The sequence below is a fragment of the Gordonia jinhuaensis genome (assembly GCF_014639795.1).
Taxonomy (GTDB): domain Bacteria; phylum Actinomycetota; class Actinomycetes; order Mycobacteriales; family Mycobacteriaceae; genus Gordonia_B; species Gordonia_B jinhuaensis.
Genome location: NZ_BMGC01000001.1, coordinates 72054 through 92061, shown reverse-complemented (window position 1 = coordinate 92061; position 20008 = coordinate 72054). Strand labels below are relative to the sequence as shown.

Annotated in this window: 16 protein-coding genes and 1 pseudogene; 11 read left to right on the top strand and 6 right to left on the bottom strand. The window is 67.7% G+C overall.

What is annotated here, in order from left to right:
- Positions 1-16 precede the first annotated feature (16 nt).
- Positions 17-1519 (bottom strand): LCP family protein, encoded by a 1503-nt coding sequence (locus tag IEW22_RS00375; protein ID WP_229742046.1) that lies wholly within the window; start codon positions 1517-1519, stop codon positions 17-19.
- A gap of 1008 nt (positions 1520-2527) precedes the next feature.
- Between IEW22_RS00375 and rfbD the strand changes: the two genes are divergently transcribed.
- The 3 genes from rfbD (at position 2528) to IEW22_RS00360 (ending at position 5707) form a co-directional block, all read left to right on the top strand.
- Positions 2528-3463: a dTDP-4-dehydrorhamnose reductase gene (gene rfbD / locus IEW22_RS00370; RefSeq protein ID WP_229742045.1), complete on the top strand. Its 936-nt coding sequence runs from the start codon at positions 2528-2530 to the stop codon at positions 3461-3463.
- A gap of 82 nt (positions 3464-3545) precedes the next feature.
- Entirely contained in the window at positions 3546-4457 is a 912-nt protein-coding gene (locus IEW22_RS00365; protein ID WP_308421342.1) for a glycosyltransferase family 2 protein, read from the top strand.
- Between the two features lie 137 nt (positions 4458-4594).
- On the top strand, positions 4595-5707 hold the full coding sequence (locus IEW22_RS00360; protein ID WP_188584595.1) for a mannose-1-phosphate guanylyltransferase: 1113 nt from the start codon (positions 4595-4597) through the stop codon (positions 5705-5707).
- 69 nt (positions 5708-5776) lie between these two features.
- Here the strand turns inward: IEW22_RS00360 and IEW22_RS00355 are convergent, their stop codons facing one another.
- Positions 5777-6496 (bottom strand): O-methyltransferase, encoded by a 720-nt coding sequence (locus tag IEW22_RS00355; protein ID WP_188584762.1) that lies wholly within the window; start codon positions 6494-6496, stop codon positions 5777-5779.
- Between the two features lie 527 nt (positions 6497-7023).
- Here IEW22_RS00355 and sigE point away from each other — a divergent pair.
- The 4 genes from sigE (at position 7024) to tatB (ending at position 10861) form a co-directional block, all read left to right on the top strand.
- A complete protein-coding gene (gene sigE, locus IEW22_RS00350) occupies positions 7024-7692 on the top strand; it encodes an RNA polymerase sigma factor SigE (RefSeq protein ID WP_188584761.1) in 669 nt (222 codons plus the stop codon).
- A gap of 214 nt (positions 7693-7906) precedes the next feature.
- Positions 7907-8401, top strand: a complete 495-nt coding sequence (locus tag IEW22_RS00345; RefSeq protein WP_188584594.1) for a hypothetical protein — start codon at positions 7907-7909, stop codon at positions 8399-8401.
- Positions 8402-8526: 125 nt separating this feature from the next.
- A complete protein-coding gene (locus IEW22_RS00340) occupies positions 8527-10215 on the top strand; it encodes a trypsin-like peptidase domain-containing protein (protein ID WP_188584593.1) in 1689 nt (562 codons plus the stop codon).
- Positions 10216-10369: 154 nt separating this feature from the next.
- The gene (gene tatB, locus IEW22_RS00335) at positions 10370-10861 is read left to right on the top strand and encodes a Sec-independent protein translocase protein TatB (RefSeq protein WP_188584592.1); all 492 of its coding nucleotides are present in this window, start codon (positions 10370-10372) and stop codon (positions 10859-10861) included.
- A gap of 79 nt (positions 10862-10940) precedes the next feature.
- Here tatB and IEW22_RS00330 read toward each other — a convergent pair whose 3' ends face one another.
- From IEW22_RS00330 to IEW22_RS00315, 4 genes and pseudogenes are all read right to left on the bottom strand, one after another.
- Complete coding sequence (locus IEW22_RS00330) at positions 10941-12080, bottom strand: Mrp/NBP35 family ATP-binding protein (protein WP_188584591.1); 1140 nt, start codon at positions 12078-12080, stop codon at positions 10941-10943.
- A gap of 66 nt (positions 12081-12146) precedes the next feature.
- Complete coding sequence (locus IEW22_RS00325; protein WP_229742044.1) at positions 12147-13580, bottom strand: lytic transglycosylase domain-containing protein; 1434 nt, start codon at positions 13578-13580, stop codon at positions 12147-12149.
- Between the two features lie 270 nt (positions 13581-13850).
- On the bottom strand, positions 13851-14369 hold the full coding sequence (locus tag IEW22_RS00320; protein WP_188584590.1) for a DUF1003 domain-containing protein: 519 nt from the start codon (positions 14367-14369) through the stop codon (positions 13851-13853).
- A 31-nt stretch (positions 14370-14400) separates the two neighbouring features.
- Positions 14401-15724 (bottom strand): annotated as a pseudogene (locus IEW22_RS00315) (magnesium transporter MgtE N-terminal domain-containing protein).
- Between the two features lie 242 nt (positions 15725-15966).
- Here IEW22_RS00315 and IEW22_RS00310 point away from each other — a divergent pair.
- The 4 genes from IEW22_RS00310 to IEW22_RS00295 all read left to right on the top strand — a co-directional run bounded on the left by IEW22_RS00310 (position 15967) and on the right by IEW22_RS00295 (position 20007).
- Positions 15967-16461, top strand: a complete 495-nt coding sequence (locus IEW22_RS00310) for a general stress protein (protein WP_188584589.1) — start codon at positions 15967-15969, stop codon at positions 16459-16461.
- A gap of 265 nt (positions 16462-16726) precedes the next feature.
- The gene (locus tag IEW22_RS00305; protein WP_188584759.1) at positions 16727-18142 is read left to right on the top strand and encodes an extracellular solute-binding protein; all 1416 of its coding nucleotides are present in this window, start codon (positions 16727-16729) and stop codon (positions 18140-18142) included.
- A complete protein-coding gene (locus IEW22_RS00300) occupies positions 18139-19170 on the top strand; it encodes a carbohydrate ABC transporter permease (RefSeq protein WP_308421336.1) in 1032 nt (343 codons plus the stop codon). The genes IEW22_RS00305 and IEW22_RS00300 overlap by 4 nt, the downstream gene beginning before the upstream one ends.
- 6 nt (positions 19171-19176) lie before the next feature.
- Positions 19177-20007, top strand: coding sequence for a carbohydrate ABC transporter permease (locus tag IEW22_RS00295; protein WP_188584588.1), 831 nt, complete (start codon positions 19177-19179; stop codon positions 20005-20007).
- Position 20008 lies beyond the last annotated feature (1 nt).

Sequence of the window (20008 nt, the reverse complement as noted above, 5' to 3'; positions counted from 1 at the left end):
AGTTCACGCGCAGGGTCTAGTTCACGCATTGGGGTCCTGAGCCGCCCGCGGTGAACTGCGGAGGTGCCGGGGTCGGGGCCGCCGACGCGGAGCCGTCGGAGGAGGGCGCGCTCGCGGATGCTGCCGCCGCGGCTGCCTGGCTGTCGCCGCTGTCGTCGGCGAGCGACCCCGGACCGGTGTAGGAGTCGGTGAGCATCACGCGCAGTGTCGTCTCGGGCAGGGAGCTGTCGGCGCGCACCGGCAGACCACCGAGGTCCTTCGCGAGAGCGCGCGCCGCAGCATCACCGGAGTCGTGGGCGTACACCGCGCTCTGGGAATCCTCATCCGGACTCTGGCTCGACGATGCGCCTGAGGAGTCCGCATTGCCGGCAGTTCCCTTGCCGAAGCCCTTGAGCGTCACGATGTTCGAGACATTCGACGCCAGTCCTTCGACCGAACCCGCGTTGACCACGTTGACCGTGTAGTCGGAGTTCGTGCGGCCGTTCTTCTTCCTCGACGGCGTCAGCAGCGAGGAGGTGAAGGCGCGGACCTGATCGGGGTCGACCTTGACAACGCTTTGCTGGCCGTCGTCACTCCACCCCTGATCGGTGATCACCGGGATGGTGGCGAAGCGGATCTTGCCGCCGGTGAGATCCTTGAGCTGCTCGACGAAACGCACCACGTCCCAGTCGTCGTCGATGACGATCGACCGGCTGACCGCCTTCTCCAGATTCGACAGTTTGCTCGGATTCGACAGGGTGCCCGCCGAGAGGACCTTGTGCGCCAGCGAGGCCATGAACACCTGTTGGCGGACGATGCGGTCGAGGTCACCGCGCGGCAGTCCGTGCCGTTGCCGCACGAAACTCAATGCCTCGTCGCCGTCGAGGGTCTGTTCGCCGGCGGGGAAGTGCGCGCCCGAATACGGTTCGTTCACAGGAGCTTTGAGACAGACGTCCACTCCGCCGACAGCATCGGTGAGCAGGACGAAGCCGACCAGTCCGATTTCGGCATAGTGGTCGATCTGGGCGCCGGTGAGTTGTTCGACGGTGTCCACCAGCGCCTTTCGCCCAGCCTGGACACCCTGCTTCTCGGCGTCGGCGGGATCGTCGCCGGCATTGACCAGGGCCTCGCGTTTGAGCTCTTTGGTGGCGCCGAATGCGCCGTTGATCTTGCTCTTGCCGAGCCCGGGCACGTCGACGTAGGTGTCGCGGGGGATCGAGATGGCTGTCGCCGACGACCCGTCGGTGGGGATGCGCACCAGAACGATCGTGTCGGTGTTGGTCGAGACGTCGTCGCCGGCATGCATTTTCGCCAACTCCGAGGCCGACAGCGGGTTGCCGTTGGCATCGGTGCGCGAGTCGGTGCCGACCAGCAGGATGTCCACGGCGCCGTCTTTGCCGGAGCCCAGGCCGAGGCCGCCCAGCTTGGTCACACGCGACTCCAGTGTGGTCACGCTGTGCCAGGCGTATCCGGTGAGCAACAGGATCACCACCGACACCAGTGCGATCAGCGCGCGACCCCAGTAGCGGGGCAGGAGCATCGCCATCGCCCCCGTGCGCGCGGGAGCCGTGGTGCCCGACCGTTGTGTGCCGGGGCGGGCCGCTCCCGCGGTGTCACGACGCCGACTGCCGTTCCCCGATCGCTGCGTGCGCGCCGGCCGGGACTGTCGCGATGTCCGGGATGCATCCGCCTGCCGCCGGATCGGGTGGTGGCCGTCGGGCGCCGGGTTGTGCGTGTCTGTCCGATGGCCGGCCGCACGCGGTGTGGAACCCGACCTGGTCGACGGGGAACCGGCGTCGCCCGGCTCAGTGGTGCGCGGCCTGCGCGTGCGACCCGCACCGCGGGGGTCACCTCCGCCGGCGTTGCGACCGCCCGCGGACGTGCGCCGGTTCTGGTCGGGGTCGCCACCTCGGGGCTCGGCGGAACCGTGACCGGCCCGCTGGGCGTCGGACGATGGTCGACGGGGCCGACCGCCCGCCTGCGGATTGTCGCTCCTGCGACGGGGAGGTGGAGTGTCGTTCCTGCGACGGGGAGGTGGATTGTCGCTGTCGCGACGGGGAGCCGGATTGCCGCTGTCGCGACGGGGAGGTGGATTGTCGCTGTCGCGACGGGGAGCCGGATTGCCGCTGTCGCGACGGGGAGCCGGATTGCCGCTGTCGCGACGGGGCCGACCGCCGGCCTCGCGAGCATCGCCGGGATCGCGCTGCGACCGGGGATCGGACTGGCTGGGCGGTTGCGCCGACCGGCGGCGCGGCGAACGTCGCCCGTCGTGCATCTCCTCTGGCACCCGAGTCCCCTGGCTCCTCGCTGATAGTGGCTTGCGACCGCACTGCGCGGCCGCTCACGACGATTCGCCATCGCGAATACGTGATGGTGTCAGGTTACGTGCGACGATGACGCATGCGTGGGACCGCAACGCCGCCGAGTCGGTGTCGCCCACCTCATCGCGGTCGCGGACGTGCAGTACGAGGGTCGTCGTGATCGGCGGCGCAGGTGGCGTGCAGCAATCCGTTGTCGATCGGATAAAACCGGGTCACAGGGGGAGTCAGTGAGTGCAGGAGCAGTCGGGGAGACCCCGACGCCGACCATCTACGTCACCGGCGCGCGTGGACAGCTCGGCAGGCAGGTCGCCGCCCGATCCCCGTGGCCGGTGCGTGCATTCGGTTCCGGCGAACTCGACATCAGCGATCCGGACTCGGTGCGCTCGGGATTGGCAGCACTCACCGCCGGTGATGTGGTGATCAACTGCGCCGCCCACACCCAGGTCGACGCCGCCGAATCCGATCCAGACGGTGCTGCGGCCGTCAATACCGCCGGGCCGCGGCTGCTCGCCGAACAGACCCGGCGATCGGGGGCGTGGTTGATCCACGTGTCCACCGATTACGTCTTCGACGGTCGTGCCACGCGCCCGTATGAGCCCGATGACGCCGACGGGGTGACGCCGGCGTCGGTCTACGGTCGTACCAAACGGGACGGCGAGCTGGCCGCACGGGCGACCGACCCGCGGACCACGATCGTGCGGACGGCATGGGTCTACACGGGCACCCCGGCCAATGCCGACTTCGTCTCGACCATGCGTCGGCTCGAACAGACGCGAGATCAGGTACGCGTCGTCGACGATCAGCGCGGGTCGCCCACCTACACCGTCGACCTGGCGCAGGGTCTCCTCGAACTCGCGACCACGCCGGGCGAGGGCCGAATCGGGGCGATCCTTCATGCCACGAATGCCGGTTCGTGTACGTGGTTCGAGCTCGCGCGGGCGGTGTTCGCCGAGGTCGGGGCAGATCCGGCCCGTGTGCAGCCCTGCACCACCGAGGAGTTCCCGCGCCCGGCTCCGCGCCCGTCGTATTCGGTGCTGTCGAACCGGTCGTGGTCACAGGCCGGCCTCACCCCACTGCGCGAGTGGCAGGCCGCGCTGCACGCCGCCATCGCGGCGGCACCGGCCGAGTCGGGCACGTTGGGCGACTCGGCCGCGCAGCGATGAAGGATGCGCACCGGCGATTGTTAGGGTGTCGGGCGTGACCGCAACCTCGCACCCCGACCAGCAGTCCCTGCCCGGCACCGGGGTGCCGGCCCGGGGGCGGTCGTCGTTCGCGGTGGTCACCGTGTCGTATTTCTCGGGCGACCATCTGCGTGCGTTCGTCGCGAGCCTTGGGCGCGCCACGACCGCCGCACCGCTCGTGGTGATCGCCGACAACGCCGAGTCCGATGACGTGCCGGCAGCCGTGGCCGACGAGTTCGAGCGGGTGCACGTGGTGCGCACCGGGGCGAACATCGGTTACGGCGGTGCGGTCAACCGGGCCGTCGCCGAGCTGGGCCGACTGGCACGCACGTCCGACGGGCCCGATGCCGAGCCGGTGGATTTCGTGGTGGTCGCCAACCCCGACGTGGTGTGGGGTGAGGGTTCGCTCGACGCGCTGCTGGCCGCTGCGGACCGCTGGCCGCGTGCCGGCTCGCTGGGCCCGCTGATCCGCGAACCCGACGGCACGGTGTACCCGTCGGCCCGTCGCGTACCGGACCTGGTCTCGGGAACCGGACATGCGCTGCTCGGCGCGGTGTGGAAGTCCAATCCGTGGACTGCGTCCTATCGGCAGGACGACCAGTCCATCTCCGAACGCAGCGTCGGCTGGCTCTCGGGTTCGTGTCTTGTGTTGCGCCGCAGTGCCTTCGAGTCGGTGAACGGCTTCGACTCCCGCTACTTCATGTACATGGAGGATGTGGACCTCGGTGACCGGCTGGCCACAGCCGGCTGGCTCAACGTCTATGTCCCCGACGCCGAGATCGTCCACGACAAGGGCCACTCGGCCGGAAAGCATCCGGAGTTGATGTTGCCTGCCCACCACCGCAGCGCCTACCGGTTCCAGGCCGACCGGCACCCGCACGCGTGGCAGGCGCCGCTGCGGTGGGCACTGCGCGCCGGACTGGCGATGCGTTCCCGACTGGCGGTACGGGCCGCACGCCGTGATGATCACTCCTGACAACGAGAGTCCGGCCGTTCGACCCGACGACCACTTAACCCCGACGACCGCGTGACCCCGATGAGCACGTGACCCCGACGAGCACGTGACTCTGATGACCACCCGATGACGACTCGACCCTCACAGTGGGAGATGCCATGACCGGTTCCGAGGTTTCCACACCCGCCGATCCCGCCACACCGTTGCCGGTGCAGGCCGTGGTCCTGGTGGGCGGGCAGGGCACCCGCCTGCGTCCGCTGACGTTGTCGACCCCCAAACCGATGCTGCCCACCGCGGGCCTGCCGTTCCTGCAACATCTGCTCAGTCGTATCCGGTCCGCCGGGATCACCGACGTGATCTTGTCGACGTCCTACAAGGCCAGCGTGTTCGAGGAGTACTTCGGCGACGGCTCCAAACTCGGATTGTCCATCCAGTACGTCACCGAGTCCGAGCCACTCGGTACGGGCGGCGGAATCCGCAATGTCTACGACAGCATCAAGCACGACACCGTCATGGTGTTCAACGGCGACGTGCTCAGCGGCTGTGATCTCGGTGCGGTTCTGCGCACCCACGAGGAGAACGACGCCGACGTCACCCTGCACCTCGTCCGTGTCGGCGACCCCCGCGCATACGGTTCGGTCCCCACCGACGACGAGGGTCGGGTGACCGCGTTCATCGAGAAGACCCAGGATCCGCCGACCGACCAGATCAACGCGGGCACGTACGTTTTCGACAAGTCGATCATCGAGCAGATCCCGGCCGACACCGCGGTGTCGGTGGAGCGCCAGGTGTTCCCGACGTTGCTGCGCAACGGCAATCGGGTCTACGGATACGTCGACGCGACCTACTGGCGTGACATGGGCACACCCGAGGACTTCGTCCGTGGCTCGGCCGATCTGGTGCGCGGTATCGCGCCGTCCCCGGCGTTGTCGGGACATCGCGGCGAGAGTCTCGTCCACGAGGGGGCCGGGGTCGCGCCCGGTGCGTTGCTGATCGGTGGCACGGTGGTCGGTCGCGGTGCCGAGATCGGTGCGCGCGCACGCCTCGACGGTGCGGTGGTCTTCGACGGTGCGGTGATCGAGGCGGGCGCAGTGGTCGAGCGTTCGATCGTGGGATTCGGCGCCCGCATCGGACCGCGCGCGTTGATCCGTGACGGTGTCATCGCCGACGGCGCCGACATCGGTGCGCGATGCGAGCTCCTGCGCGGTGCCCGTGTCTGGCCAGGGGTGGAGATTCCCGACGGCGGCATCCGCTACTCGACCGACGTCTGAGTCGTGCGAGGGCACTCGTCCCCGTCAGCTCGGCGGGTGTCAGCTCGCCCCCTGCCGGCTCGGCGGGTGTCAGGACGTGGACGAATCAGTCTCTGAGACAGGGGCTTTGGCCGCTGCGAGGAGACCCTCGCCAAGTGGGATGACCACCGGGAGCAGGGTCTCGTCCTCGGCGATGATGGTGGCTGCCTCGCGTGCCGCCGTGGTCTCCGGGTCGGTGAAGTCGGGGTCGGCGATCTTCCCGCCGGCGGCCGCGTCGTGGACGACGATCACGCCGCGCGGGCGCACCAGTCTCAATGCCTCCCGGACATAGCGGGGCTGGTCGATCACCTCGCCGTTGATGAAGATCAGGTCGTAGGAGGCGTCGGCCAGCCGCGGCAGCACATCGGCCGCGCGGCCGGTGATCAGGCGGGTACGCGACGGGCTGATGCCGGCTGCCGAGAAGCCCGCGCGGGCAGCGGCGTGATGCTCGGATTCGTCGTCGATGGTGGTGAGGATCCCCTCGGACGACATGCCGCCGAGGATCCACAGTCCACCGACGCCCGCGCCGGTGCCGACCTCGACCGCCGAGTGCGCGTCGGTCAGCCGCGCCAGCATGCACAGTGTGGCACCGACCGCGGGCGTGATCGTGGGCGCGCCCAATTCGGCGGCGCGGGCACGTGCATCCCGAAGGGTGTCGTCCTCGGCGATGGCGGACTCCGCGTAGGCGGTCAATGAGCCGGGATCGGGTGCGTGCTCGGTGCCTGTCACGTTCAAGAACACTAGAGCATCGATGCACCCCGACGGGATCATCGGTGCGCATCCGCGCGGGTCAGCGGTGGGCGTGCGCGGGTCAGCGGTGGGCGTGTACCTGCGGTTCGGTGGTGCGCCGATCTTCATGCACACCGACTCTCAGGCAAACCGACTCTCAGGCAAACCTCAGCCCACTCATAGTGCCGCCACAATCGGCTGGGAAATGGTGAGGGAGTGACCGACAGCAGGCTCTTGTCTCGTGAGCGGCCTCCGGTGCGCGCAGCGCTCGGCGGCGCGCGACGCCAGGCCGCGTCTCGACTGTCGGATGTGCACGCGTTGAGCGTGCTGCCGCAGTTGACACATGGTTTCCGGGGAACAAATGTCATAGACCCAAGGTTGTTGACGATTGTGAACTCACGCTTGACCGGCAGGAGCGGAGAGCGCCGATGAACGAGTCCACCGAACACCCCACCGGCCAGCGCGCGCCCGAGGCCACGAGCGCGTACGGCCACACCGGTCATTACGACCTGCATGCCCTTGCCACCGAGCATTCTTCCCGTTCCGCCGAGCATTCTTCGGCCACCGATATGGAGTCCACGATCACCCGAAGCATCCAGGACCGCACCGGCATCCAGGACCAGACCGACTTCCAGGACCACACCGACGAGTCCGTATCTGCGCCGCACACCGGCACCGCCGGATTCGACGCTACCGGCGACGAGACGTTGATGCCCTCGTGGGACGAGCTGGTCCGCGAGCATGCCGACCGTGTGTACCGTCTGGCGTTTCGTCTCTCGGGTAATCAGCACGACGCCGAGGATCTGACCCAGGAGACGTTCATCCGGGTGTTCCGGTCGCTGTCGAACTACCGGCCGGGCACTTTCGAGGGATGGCTGCACCGCATCACCACCAACCTGTTCCTCGACATGGTCCGCCGACGGGCCAAGATCCGGATGGAGGCGTTGCCCGAGGACTACGACCGTGTCCCCGGGTCGACGCCCGACCCCGAGCAGGCCTACAGCGACGCGAACCTCGACCCCGACCTGCAGGCTGCACTGGATGCACTGGCTCCGGAGTTCCGCGCCGCGGTGGTCCTGTGTGACATCGAGGGCCTGTCCTATGAGGAGATCGCCGCGACTCTCGGTGTGAAACTGGGCACAGTGCGTTCTCGTATCCACCGTGGTCGCCAGGCGATCCGCGACCACCTCACACTCCTGCAAGGATCCTCCTCGCCGCTGAGCGCCGGCCGCAGCTGACGCGGTGACCGTGGTCGGTGACCGCGGGCCGTGGAACTCGCGACGGGGCCGGGTCGTTGAACCTGCGGTGCGGACACCCGACCCCGTGCGCGACGCCCGACTTCATGCGCGTCACCCCATCACGTGCCTACGGTGGTCGTGCACCGACGAGCCGGGTTCGGTCCGCGAGCGTGGATCGACCGGCCCAGGCAGACGACGAGCAGGAGGACACACGATGGCGGTTTTTCGCTCTCGCGGCGAGCGACCCCATCGAGATGACGTCCCCGGGGATGCTCGCGACGGGTTCCCCGACAGCGGTCCCGCCCGGACCGACCAGCCCGTCCCCAACGAGCGCGCACTCGAGAACGAGTCGGCATGCGGCGATCGGCCCTGGCCGGCGGATCGTCAGCCACCGCGATTCGCCCCGACCGACCACCTCTCGATCGAGGCGGTCGCTGCTTTCGTCGACAACGAGCTCGGTGCCGTCGCCTTCATGCGAGCCACCCGCCACCTGACGCTGTGCGTCACCTGCCGCGCCGAGGTGGAGGCCCAGGCCGCAGCGCGTGCGGCGCTGCGCCAGTCCGACGACGTGGCCATCCCCACCGGACTCCTCGGGTCGCTGCAGCAGATCCCGACCAGGGAGATCGACATGTCGGCTGATCCCGAACGCCACCGCGGACGCCGGCGTTCTGGCCTTCATCTGCATCGTGGCCCGTGGCGTGATCGTTGAGCCGCCACCCGTGACGACACCGCCCGTGACGACACCGGCCGACCACGCCGATTCTGCGTCCGGCGGCGACACCGGTGCCCGCATCGCATCGGTCGCCGGGCAGGCTCGGTAACCTCGGTCGGACAATGACTGATCGCAACGGCGATTCCGGGCCGGATACCCCCGACACCACTTCCCCGGGAAGTGCCACGCCACCGACGGCTCCCACAGCGCCGACGTCCCCCACAGCGCCGACGTCCCCGACGGGACGTGCGGACAACCAGCACTCACGCGAGGCAGGCCCCGGCGGCGGCGCGGCCGACCGGGACAGTACGTGGGCCCAGCGTGACGCTGATGACACGCCGGGGTCGCATGCGAGCGCACCCGGACGCAATCCCCGCCAGGAACCGGTGCCCGCGGGCGCTGCCGCAGTGTTCGGCCGGCCCGAGGGAGTGAGTGGATCGTTCGCCCCCGGCGGTGTCCCCACCGGAACCCTCAGCGGCGCACGCCGGCCGCAACCGGTCGTCGCCGATCCGCATCCGGTGCTTCGGGAGGCCTTCGGCCGGCCGGAGGGAACGTCGGACCCGATGCCCCGCGACCCCGACGCGCGTTTCGGGGATGACGACGATGCCCCGGCATCTCCGCCGGATCCCTGGCGCGACCCCGACTCGGTGGCCTCCCTCGACGATCCGGCGCTCGCTGCCCCTCGCGCACCCGAACCCACGGCCGCCGGCCCGAAGGTGGGGGTGCGGTCGCTGTTGTTCGACCGCGCCATCACCTGGCAGGCACTGGTGGTCCTGGGCGTCGGCGCACTGCTCATCGGACTGGTGGGCGGTCTGATCGGACGTCTCACCGCCGAGGTGTCGGCCCCGCTGTTCTCCGATTCGGTCCATCTGTCGGGCAGCGGCGGCGACAACTCGTCGCCGCGGGGTTCGGTCGCCCGGGTGGCTCGAGCCGTCGAGAAGTCGGTGGTGTCGGTGGACGTCCGCTCGGCGAACGCCTTCGGGACCGGCTCGGGTGTGGTGATCGACAAGAACGGGTACATCGTCACCAACAATCACGTGGTGTCGATGGCGGCAAACGACCGTTCGGCCAAGCTCGAGGTGGTGTTCTACGACCGGACGCGTGTCCCCGCGCGGATCGTCGGTCGCGACATCCGCACCGACCTCGCGGTGATCAAGGTCGACTCGGTGAGCAACCTGACCGTGGCCTCGCTCGGTGACTCCTCCGCGCTGCAGATCGGCGAGGAGGTGGTGGCCTTCGGTTCGCCGCTGGGCCTGGATCGAACGGTCACCAGCGGCATCGTGTCGGCCGTGAACCGTCCCGTGCCGCTGCGGCCCGACGCCACATCCGACACCGACGCGGTGATCGACGCGATCCAGACCGATGCGGCCATCAACCCGGGTAACTCCGGCGGGCCGCTGGTCGACGACCGGGCGAAGGTCATCGGCATCAACACCGCGGGCCTGGTGCCCGGCGGCGGATCGATCGGACTCGGTTTCGCCATCCCCATCAACGAGGCGATACCGGTGGTCGAGTCGCTGATCCGTGACGGCCGCGCCGTCCACGCCCAGATCGGGGTGAACGCGAGCTCTGTCCGCAACGATCGAGTGCTCGGTGCACTGGTGCGCAATGTGGTGGCTGGCGGCCCCGCGGCGGCGGCAGGCCTCCGCGAGAACGACGTGATCACGCAGTTCGGCGACCGCCCGATCGAGAGCGCCGACGAGCTCACCGTGGCGGTCCAGAATTCCGCGATCGGAAAGTCGGTGCCGGTGACCTACTGGCGTGACGGCCGAACCTTCACCACCTCGGTGCGCCCCGCCGCGGATTCCTGAGTCGGTGGCGTCGGCGTTCACGTGCCGGGGCTGTCCGCGGCACGACCAGCCTGAGCGCAGACCGTCGGGCCCTGGCGGCATCGCCATCCCGACGGCCCGCAGCCAACGGGATGCTCCGAGTGGAAATGCCGGGGTCGCGGCGTACTCTTAACGCGTGTTCGGAAGCGTTGGGTGGGGTGAGGTGCTCATCCTGGTGATCGCCGGTCTGGTGATCCTGGGGCCGGAGCGGTTGCCCGGAGCGGTGTCGTGGACGATGCGCAGCATCCGCCAGGTGCGGGATTATGCGACAGGGGCCACCGAGAACCTCAAGAACGAGATGGGGCCGGAGTTCGAGGATCTCCGCAAGCCGCTCGCCGAGCTCAACGAGCTGCGCGGGATGACGCCGCGCTCCATCATCACCAAACATCTTCTCGACGGCGACGATTCGTTCTTCACCGGCAACTTCGACGAGGCGCCGGTCAAACCGGTCTCGAGTCCGGTGCCCGCCGGCTCACAGGACGCCGCCGCTCTCGCCGATCGCACGCCGGATATCTCGCAGGCGTCGGACGGGCCCACGCATACGCGGACCCGCGCGCCGCGACCGGCCGTCGACAGCCCTTCCGATGCCGACCACAAATCGACTGTCGACCAGTGGGACGCGACCTGACCGAGGGCGTCGATCCCCGCCGCTGATTCCCCAGTCGGTGGATCTCCAGTTGGTGATCCCTCAGTCGGCGCCGCCGCGATCAGTGGCGGGTGGTGTCGATCCCCAGGCTCATGCCGGCCAGTCCGCGGCGACGCACGGCGAGCCGGTCGGAGATCGCGCGTAGTGCACCCGCGGCCTCGGACTCCGGATCGCCCAGCACGATCGGAGTCCCCGCGTCGCCGCCCTCGCGCAGCGCCGGATCGAGCGGGACCTGTCCGAGCAACTCCACCTGCGAGCCCACGCTGCGGGTGAGGCTTTCTGCCACGGCGGCACCGCCGCCGGAGCCGAACGGCTGCATGCGCGAGCCGTCGGGCAGCGTCATCCACGACATGTTCTCCACCACGCCGAGGATCTTCTGTCGTGTCTGCAGTGCGATGGCACCGGCCCGCTCGGCGACCTCGGCGGCCGCCTGCTGCGGCGTGGTCACCACGAGGATTTCGGCCGAGGGGATCAGCTGTGCGATCGAGATCGCCACATCGCCGGTTCCGGGCGGGAGGTCGAGGAGCAGGACGTCGAGGTCACCCCAGTACACGTCGGCGAGGAACTGCTGGAGTGCGCGGTGCAGCATCGGCCCACGCCACACCACCGGGGTGTTCCCCTTGGTGAACTGTGCGATGGAGATGAACTTCACCCCGTGCGCGATCGGCGGGAGGATCATCTTCTCCACCTGGGTGGGCACCGCGTCGCTACCCATCATCCGGGGCACCGAATGTCCGTAGATGTCGGCGTCGAGGAGACCGACGCTGAGTCCGCGCGCTGCCAGCGACACCGCCAGGTTCACCGTGACGCTCGATTTTCCGACGCCGCCCTTACCCGACGCGACCGCGTAGACGCGGGTGAGTGAACCGGGCTGGGCGAAGGGGATCACCGGTTCGCCGCGGTCACCGCGCAGCTGTTTACGCAGTTCGGTGCGCTGGTCGTCGTCCATCACGTCGAGTTCGACCGTCACCGGGCCGGTCCCGGGGATGTCGGCGACCGCCGTGCGCACACGGTCGGCGATCTCGGTGCGCATCGGACATCCGGAGGTGGTGAGGTACACGCCGACGTTCACCGCACCGTCATCGGTGACGTCGATCGACTTGACCATGCCCAGGTCGGTGATCGGTTTGCCGATCTCGGGGTCCATCACCTTGGCCAGAGCGGCGCGGATCGTGGAGTCGGCCGGAATTGCAGCATTCATCCCCGCCAGCTTATCCGCGTGCGGATCGCCCGACGACGACGCGGTCGCCACTCGCGTGAGGTCGGCCTAGCGATGCGGTGTCGGCACCGGGCTGGTGGTGGGTGCGGCGGGCGCCGCAGGTGGTGGCGCGACCCGCTTCGAGGGTGCGGGCTTGGGCGTGGTGGTCGCCGGGGCGCCGGCCGGCGGTGGTGTGGACGGCGTCGACGGTGTGGGCGTGCACGTGACGGGCTTCTTCGGGGTGCGGGTCGTCGGCGGAGGTGGTGTCGGGCACGGGGTCGCCGGAGGCGCGGGCTGGCGCTGCGGGAGCAATTGCGTCGGCAGTGGCGGCAGCGTCGGCAGTGGCGGGATCGAGATCGACGGGACGGGGAAGCAGACGACCAGACACAGCGTCGACGGCGGCACACCCGACGGTGTGGACGGGCCCCCGGGAGTCGAGGGTGATCCCGGCTTCCTGCTGTCCTTCTTCGTGCTGTCCTTGTTCTTCTTGTCCTTGTTCGTGCTGGTCGCCGACGTGCGGTCGGCAGGGTCGGGTGCACCACCGGCCGCGCCGGGATCGGCATTACCGTCGACCCCGTCGCCGGAGACAGTGCGCAGATCGATCACCGGCACTGTCGGTGTGACGCCGGCCGCGTAGGCCGCCGCATACGACAGCACGAGCCCCACGTACTGCATGGAGTTGTTGTAGCGGAGGACGGCGCGGATCTGGTTGCCGTTGTTCATGATTCCGCCGGTGACACCGGAGCACAGATAGCGTCCGGCACTCAACGTGGCGTCGAAGACGTTGTCGACGTCGGCCTTCCCGTCACCGTTGCCGTCGGCGCCCCACCGGGCCCAGGTTCCCGGGAGGAACTGCATCGGTCCCTCGGCGCTGGCGTACTGCGGGCCGCCGGTCGCACCCCCGGCGTCGGAGAGGGTGATGACCTCATTGCCCGGCAGTGTCCCGTCGAGGACGGGGCCCCGGATGGGTACGAGCGTCCTGCCCGACGAGTCGACGGCACCATTGCCGGCGTGGTTGGACTCGACCTTGCCGATACCCGCCAGCAACGCCCAGGGGATGTCACACCCCGGCGACTCGGCGTTCACCCTGTCGGCGGCCAGCTTGTAGGCGCGCAGCACGATCTCGGGGATACCCAGCGGGCCGCCGGCGAAACCGGCCTGCGACAGCGCCGCCATCGAGGCGAGATCGGCCGCGGTCAGCGAACCGGACATGTCCGACGATCCTCCGCCGGGAAGTCCTTGCCCGCCACCGGGTGTGTTCACCGGCGGGGCGAAGGCTGCTGCTCGCGCCGGCCCGGTCAGCACCCCGGCTGCCGGTGGTGTGGGGCGGGCCGCGGCTTCACGCTGCGCGATCGTGGGTTGTCCGCTCGCCCCAGCGATGCCGGCGAGGCCGAAGACGACCAACGCACTGAGCGCGCTCGCACTGAGCAGCTGAGGAAAGCGGAATCCCGACCGGGTGCCCTTGACCCACCGACGCAGAGTCGGTTGCTTCTTGGCGATCACAGTCCGGGGATCTCCTGTGTCGATCCGGGCAGACGACTCGGTGTACTGGCGACTCGGTGTGCTGCGATTCGCATCATCCCGATCGGTGTCTGCCCCAACGCTGGTGACAACCGTCACGATACATGGGACTGAAACAGAAGATGAGTGGAGTGAAATAAATCCATTCACACGACAGACGCGAAGCAGGTTACTCGGTGTGCGTGCTCACGCGATGTGCCAGAGGAGGTCGGTGACACACACAAATGTGATGGGCTGCACCGCAATTGCAGGTCAGCGTGACTTCTCGTCAAGAGCCTCGTCAGTACGTTCGAGAAGTTTGCGTAGATCGTCACGCAGGTCGTCGAGTTCCTTGCGGAGGTAGTCGCGACTGACGGTGTCGCCAACAGCCAGGCGCACTGAGGCGAGTTCCCTGGCCAGGAATTCGGTATCGGCCTTGGTCTGTTCTGCGCGCGAGCGGTCTTCCTCGAGTGCGATGCGGTCGCGGTTCTCCTGACGGTTCTGCGCGAGCAGGATCAGGGGTGCGGCGTAGGCGGCCTGGGTGGAAAACGCCAGGTTCAGCAAGATGAACGGATAGGGATCCCACCGGATCGCCACCCATGCAAGGTTCAAGATGATCCACACCACCACAATGACGGTCTGGATGAGCAGGTAGCGGCCAGTGCCCAGGAACCGTGCGGCGCGTTCGCTGTAGTTGCCGATCAGGTCGGGGTCGATCGAGATACGCAGCTTGCGACGCCCGATCGGTGTGTCGAGTCGGCGTCCCGATGACGACGACGAATCCGGGCTCATCGGTTCACCTCCAGATCAGGTCGGGCGTGGATCAGTGTGCGGGTTGGTCGGCGTCCTCGGGTTCGCTCTCCCGCCAGTCATCGGGTAGCAGATGGTCGAGGAGGTCGTCGACGGTCACCGCACCGAGCAGGTGGCGGGCTTCGTCGAGAACCGGACCGCACACAAGGTTATAGGTAGCGAAGTAGCGGGTGACGGTCTCCAGATCGTCCTCGGGCGACAGCGCCGGCAAGTCCTTGTCGAGCACCGCGGCGACCAGGTTGGCCGGAGGTTCGCGCAGCAGGGCCTGCAGATGTGCGCATCCGAGATAACGGNAGGGCCTGCAGATGTGCGCATCCGAGATAACGGCCGGTGGGTGTGGACGTCGGCGGGCGGACCACGTAGACCATCCTCGCCGAGGCCGGTGTCAGATCAGGGTCGCGCGCGCGGGCCAACGCCTCGGCCACAGTGGTCGAGGCCGTCACCACGAGCGGTTCGGGGGTCATCAGACCACCGGCGGTGTCGGGGGAGTGGGTGAGCAGACGTCGCACCGGTTCGGATTCCACCGGGTCCATCAGCTGCAGCAGTTTCTCGGCGTCGGCCTCGGGGAGTTCGCCGAGCACGTCGGCGGCATCGTCGGGTTCCATCGCCTCGAGGACGTCGGCAGCCCGCTCGACCTCCATATGGGTCAGCAGGTAGGTCTGGTCGTCGGCGGGCAGCTCCTGCACGACGTCGGCGAGCCGTTCGTCGTCGAGTGCCGCGGCGATCTCCTGCCTGCGCTTGTCGGGCAGCTCACGCAAGACGTTGGCCACGTCGGCGGCGCGCATTCCGTCGAACTGCGAGATCGCTTGTGCCACACCCTGTCCTGGTAGGGACAGGGTGGTATGGCTGAGTCCGTGCACGTAGTTCCACGCCACCACGTGGGTTTCGCCGCGGCGGCCGAGTCGCGAGCGGATGGTGCGCACGGCCACCCGGCCGACCAGCCAGTCCCGCGTCTGCGTGCGTTCGATCTCCACGTCGACCACCACCACATCGCTGTCGCGCAGGTCGGGGAGATCGGGATCGTCGATGCGTACCCGTGTGTCGAGGATCTGACCGATGACCAGGGCCTCACCCGGTCGCAGATTCAATCGCCGCAGACTCACCGTGCCGGTGTTGAGGACCACCGCGGTGGGCTCGAGAGAGTTCACCCGCAGCATCGGCACGAAGATCCGCTTGCGCGTCGGCAGTTCCACCGCCAGTCCGAGCGCCCGTGGACGCTGGGAATCCGAACGCACGCCGACCACCACATCGCGGACGCGGCCGATCGACTCGCCGTCGGGACCGAGGACCGCCAGCCCCGCGAGTCGGGCCACGAACGCCTTGGTCACCGTTGCCATGGTGCTAAGCGTATTACCCGTCCCCGCGCTCGTCCGACATCACGCATGTGACGTGTGTGCGGGTGCGTGGCCGGGAAGTGGCCGGTGCCGCCCGTGAGCGACGATCGGCCGACCCGCCGCCGATCGTCGGGGTGTTTCGTGGCGCATCCGCGCGTGTGGGTGGGATGATCGGTGGTGCGCCGCGGGACCGGATCGCCGAACGCGGTGCGCCGCTCGACCGACTTCGAGGAGCTGAGCTTGCGATGACGAATCCGATGAACCCCGGTGCTCGCGCGGCGTCGGGTCTACCGACGCCGCCGAGGGGGTGGCCGATCGGGTCCTACAACACCTACGCCGAGGCGCAGCGAGCGGTCGATTACCTGTCGGACAACGAATTCTCTGTCGAGGACGTCACCATCGTCGGTGTCGATCTCATGCAGGTCGAACGGGTTCTCGGGCGACTCACCTGGGGCAAGGTGCTCAGCACCGGGATGGCCTCGGGTGTGTGGCTGGGTCTGTTCTTCGGACTGATGGTCTCGCTGGTGGTGAAGAATCCTTTGGCGCCGTTGCTGTTCGGCGTGATCGGCGGCTTGATCTTCGGCATCATCACCGCGGCCATCCCGTATGCGGCCACCCGAGGTCAGCGCGACTTCGCCTCCACCATGCAGCTCGTCGCCGGGCGCTACGACGTGATCTGCGATCCCAAGACGGCGGAGAAGGCCCGCACCATGCTGTCGCATCTCGATCTGTCCCACTGAGCGCGTCAGGTACCCATCTCTTCTGCGGGGCGGTGACCCGTCGCGGAGTCGATCCCCCAGATGCCTCAGTGCGGCGGGGCTTCTCAGACATGCGCACGGTACGGACACGCGGTCGGTGATTGTCCGAATGTGCTGACCATCACTGTTCGGCCGGGCTAACGTGATCGGCACACAAAGCGTTCACTGCTGCATGCTGCGTCAGGCTTCGCGCGTGCCGTCATCGAGGAGGATGTGCGTGAAGTGGAAGGGGAATCGGGGCAGACGCATGCGCCGCTGGGGCGTCGCCGCGGCCGCGAGCGTCGCGATCATCCCGAGTGTGAGTGCGTGCGGATCGTCGTCGGGCGACCACACCCTCAACATCTATCCGCCTGCCGACGGCGCGTCGTTCATCGAGCAGGTCGGCGACAAGTGCAGCGCGGATTCACACGGCGAGTACGTCATCAAGACCCATCCGCTGCCCAAAGCGGCCGACGATCAGCGACTCCAGCTGGCGCGACGACTCGCGGGCAATGACCATTCGCTGGATCTGATGGGTATGGACGTGGTCTGGACTGCCGAGTTCGCCGACGCCGGCTGGATCGAGCCGGTACCCGCCGCTCTGGCCGCCACGATCGCCAAGCAATCGCTCGGCGGTCCGCTCAACACCGCGATGTGGAAGTCGACCTCCGACTCCGCCGAGCGTCTGTATGCGATACCCACCTGGACCAACACCCAATTGCTCTGGTACCGGCCGGATATCGAGCAGAAGTACCTCGGACGCACCACGCCCCCGACCACCTGGGATCAGATGCTCTCCGACACCGAGAAGATCCGCCAACAGGGCGGACCGAGCTACATCATGGTGCAGGGCAAGCAGTACGAGGGTCTGATGGTGTGGTTCAACTCGGTGCTGCAGAGCGCCGGCGGCATGATCCTCGACCCCGAAGACCCCGACAAGGTGACGCTCAACGACACCCCGGCGCACCGTCAGGCCACCGAGAAGGCACTGTCGATCCTCAAGGCGGTGGCGACCGCACCCGGTCACGATCCGTCGATCACCAACTCCGACGAGAGTGCCGCCCGGCTGGGTATGGAGTCGGGCAAGGCCAGCTATGAGGTCAACTGGCCCTTCGTGTTCCCCTCGATGCGGTCCAACGCGGCGTCGGGGGATGTCTCCTTCTTCCCCGAGATGACCAGGTACAAGGCGAAATTCGCCGATCCGGACAACCCTCCGAAGGATTCCGAGCTCGGCCCGGTCAACGATCTGGTGCGTACCAAGTTCAACTTCGGCCTCTATCCCGGTGTCGTACAGGGCACTGCGGCCAAGTCGACGCTGGGCGGGGTGAACATCGCCGTCGCCTCGACCTCGCAGAAGAAGGCGTTGGCGTTCAAGGCCGCTCAGTGTCTGACCGACGAAGCGGCGCAGAAGGTGTACTCGATCAGCGGCGGTACCCCGCCCACGATCTCGGCGCTCTACGACGATCCCGAGTTCAAGGCCGCCTATCCGATGGGGGACGACATCCGCGACCAGTTGCAGACCGACACCGCTGCACTGCGCCCGGCTTCGCCGGTCTATCAGGCCATTTCGACTCTGGTCGTGGCGAAACTGTCGCCGGTGGGATCGTGGGATCCCGCGTCGATGGTCGACACCCTGGCAGATACCGTCCGTAAAGCCATCGACGGCAAGGGGCTCATCCCATGACGACTTCGAGTGAGCACGCACACGGCAGGCATGCGCGGCGTGAGGCCGAGAACTCCTCATCCGCACCGGGCGCGGTGGCGACCGCGACGGCGGACGACGACACATCGGGCGGACGTCACGGTGCGCAGACACCGCACAAGGGTGAGATGTCGGCGGGTCGTCGTGCCGAGCGTCGGCTGGGACTGTGGCTGATCGCACCGGCCGCGGTCCTCATGCTGGTGGTGACCGGATACCCGATCTTCTATGCCCTCTGGCTCAGCTTGCACCGGTCGAGTCTGTCGGCTCCCGGGCAGGACAAATTCGTCTGGTTCACCAATTACGGCACGGTGCTGGGGGATTCGTACTGGTGGACCGCGCTGTGGGTCACGCTGTTCATCACCGTGGTGTCGGTGGCGATCGAGTTCGTCCTCGGTCTGGCGATCGCGTTGGTGATGCACCGCACCATCTTCGGCAAGTCGCTGATCCGTACTCTCGTGCTCATCCCGTACGGCATCGTCACCGTCGCGGCGGCCTTCTCCTGGTACTACGCGTGGACACCGGGAACGGGCTATCTCGCGAATCTGTTACCCGACGGGTCGGCGCCGCTCACCGAGCACTGGCCGTCGATGTTCATCATCATCCTGGCCGAGGTGTGGAAGACCACGCCGTTCATGGCGCTGCTGCTGTTGGCGGGTCTGGCATTGGTTCCCGATGACCTGATCAAGGCTGCCGAGGTCGACGGGGCCGGGGCATGGACGCGCCTGCGCCGCATCATCCTGCCGATGATGAAGCCGGCGATCCTGGTGGCGCTGCTGTTCCGCAGCCTCGACGCCTTCCGGATCTTCGACAACATCTACGTGCTCACCAAGGGCAACAACGAGACCTATTCGGTGTCGCTGTTGGGCTACGACAACCTCTTCAAGGCGTTCAACACCGGTGTCGGATCGGCGATCAGCGTCCTGATCTTCCTCTGTGTGGCGATCATCGCCTTCGTGTTCATCAAGGGATTCGGTGCCTCGGCGCCGGGTTCGGCATCGGAAGGGCAGTGAGCCGTCATGGACAACTCGCCGCGCAAGAGGGTCTTCTGGCTGGTCGCCGATTTGCTGGTCATCCTCTACGCGATCATCCCGCTGTGGTGGATCATGAGCCTGTCGTTCAAGCCGGTCGGCAGCGTCACCGACGGTAGTTTCATCCCCAAGAAATGGACCTGGGACAACTACAAGGGGATCTTCTCCACCAACGACTTCACCCGCGCGCTCATCAACTCGATCGGCATCGGTCTGATCACCACGCTGATCGCCGTGGTGATCGGCACCATCGCCGCATATGCGGTTGCGCGGCTGGACTTTCCGGGCAAGAAGATCTTCGTCGGAGCCGCCCTGCTGATCGCGATGTTCCCACAGATCTCGCTGGTGACGCCGATGTTCAACATCGAACGCACGGTGGGGCTGTTCGACACCTGGCCGGGTCTGATCATCCCTTACATCACCTTCGCCCTGCCACTGGCCATCTACACGCTCTCGGCGTTCTTCCGTGAGATCCCGTGGGAGCTGGAGAAGGCTGCGCAGATGGACGGGGCCACGCCCTCGCAGGCGTTCCGCAAGGTGATCGCGCCGTTGGCCGCACCGGGTGTGGTGACCGCGGCGATCCTGGTCTTCATCTTCGCGTGGAACGACCTTCTGCTGGCATTGTCGCTGACCTCCACCAACCGATCCATCACCGCGCCGGTGGCCATCTCCAACTTCACCGGCAGCTCGCAGTTCGAGGAGCCCACCGGATCGATCGCGGCCGCGGCCGTGGTCATCACGATCCCGATCATCATCTTCGTGCTGATCTTCCAACGTCGTATCGTCGCCGGGCTGACCTCCGGTGCTGTGAAGGGATAAG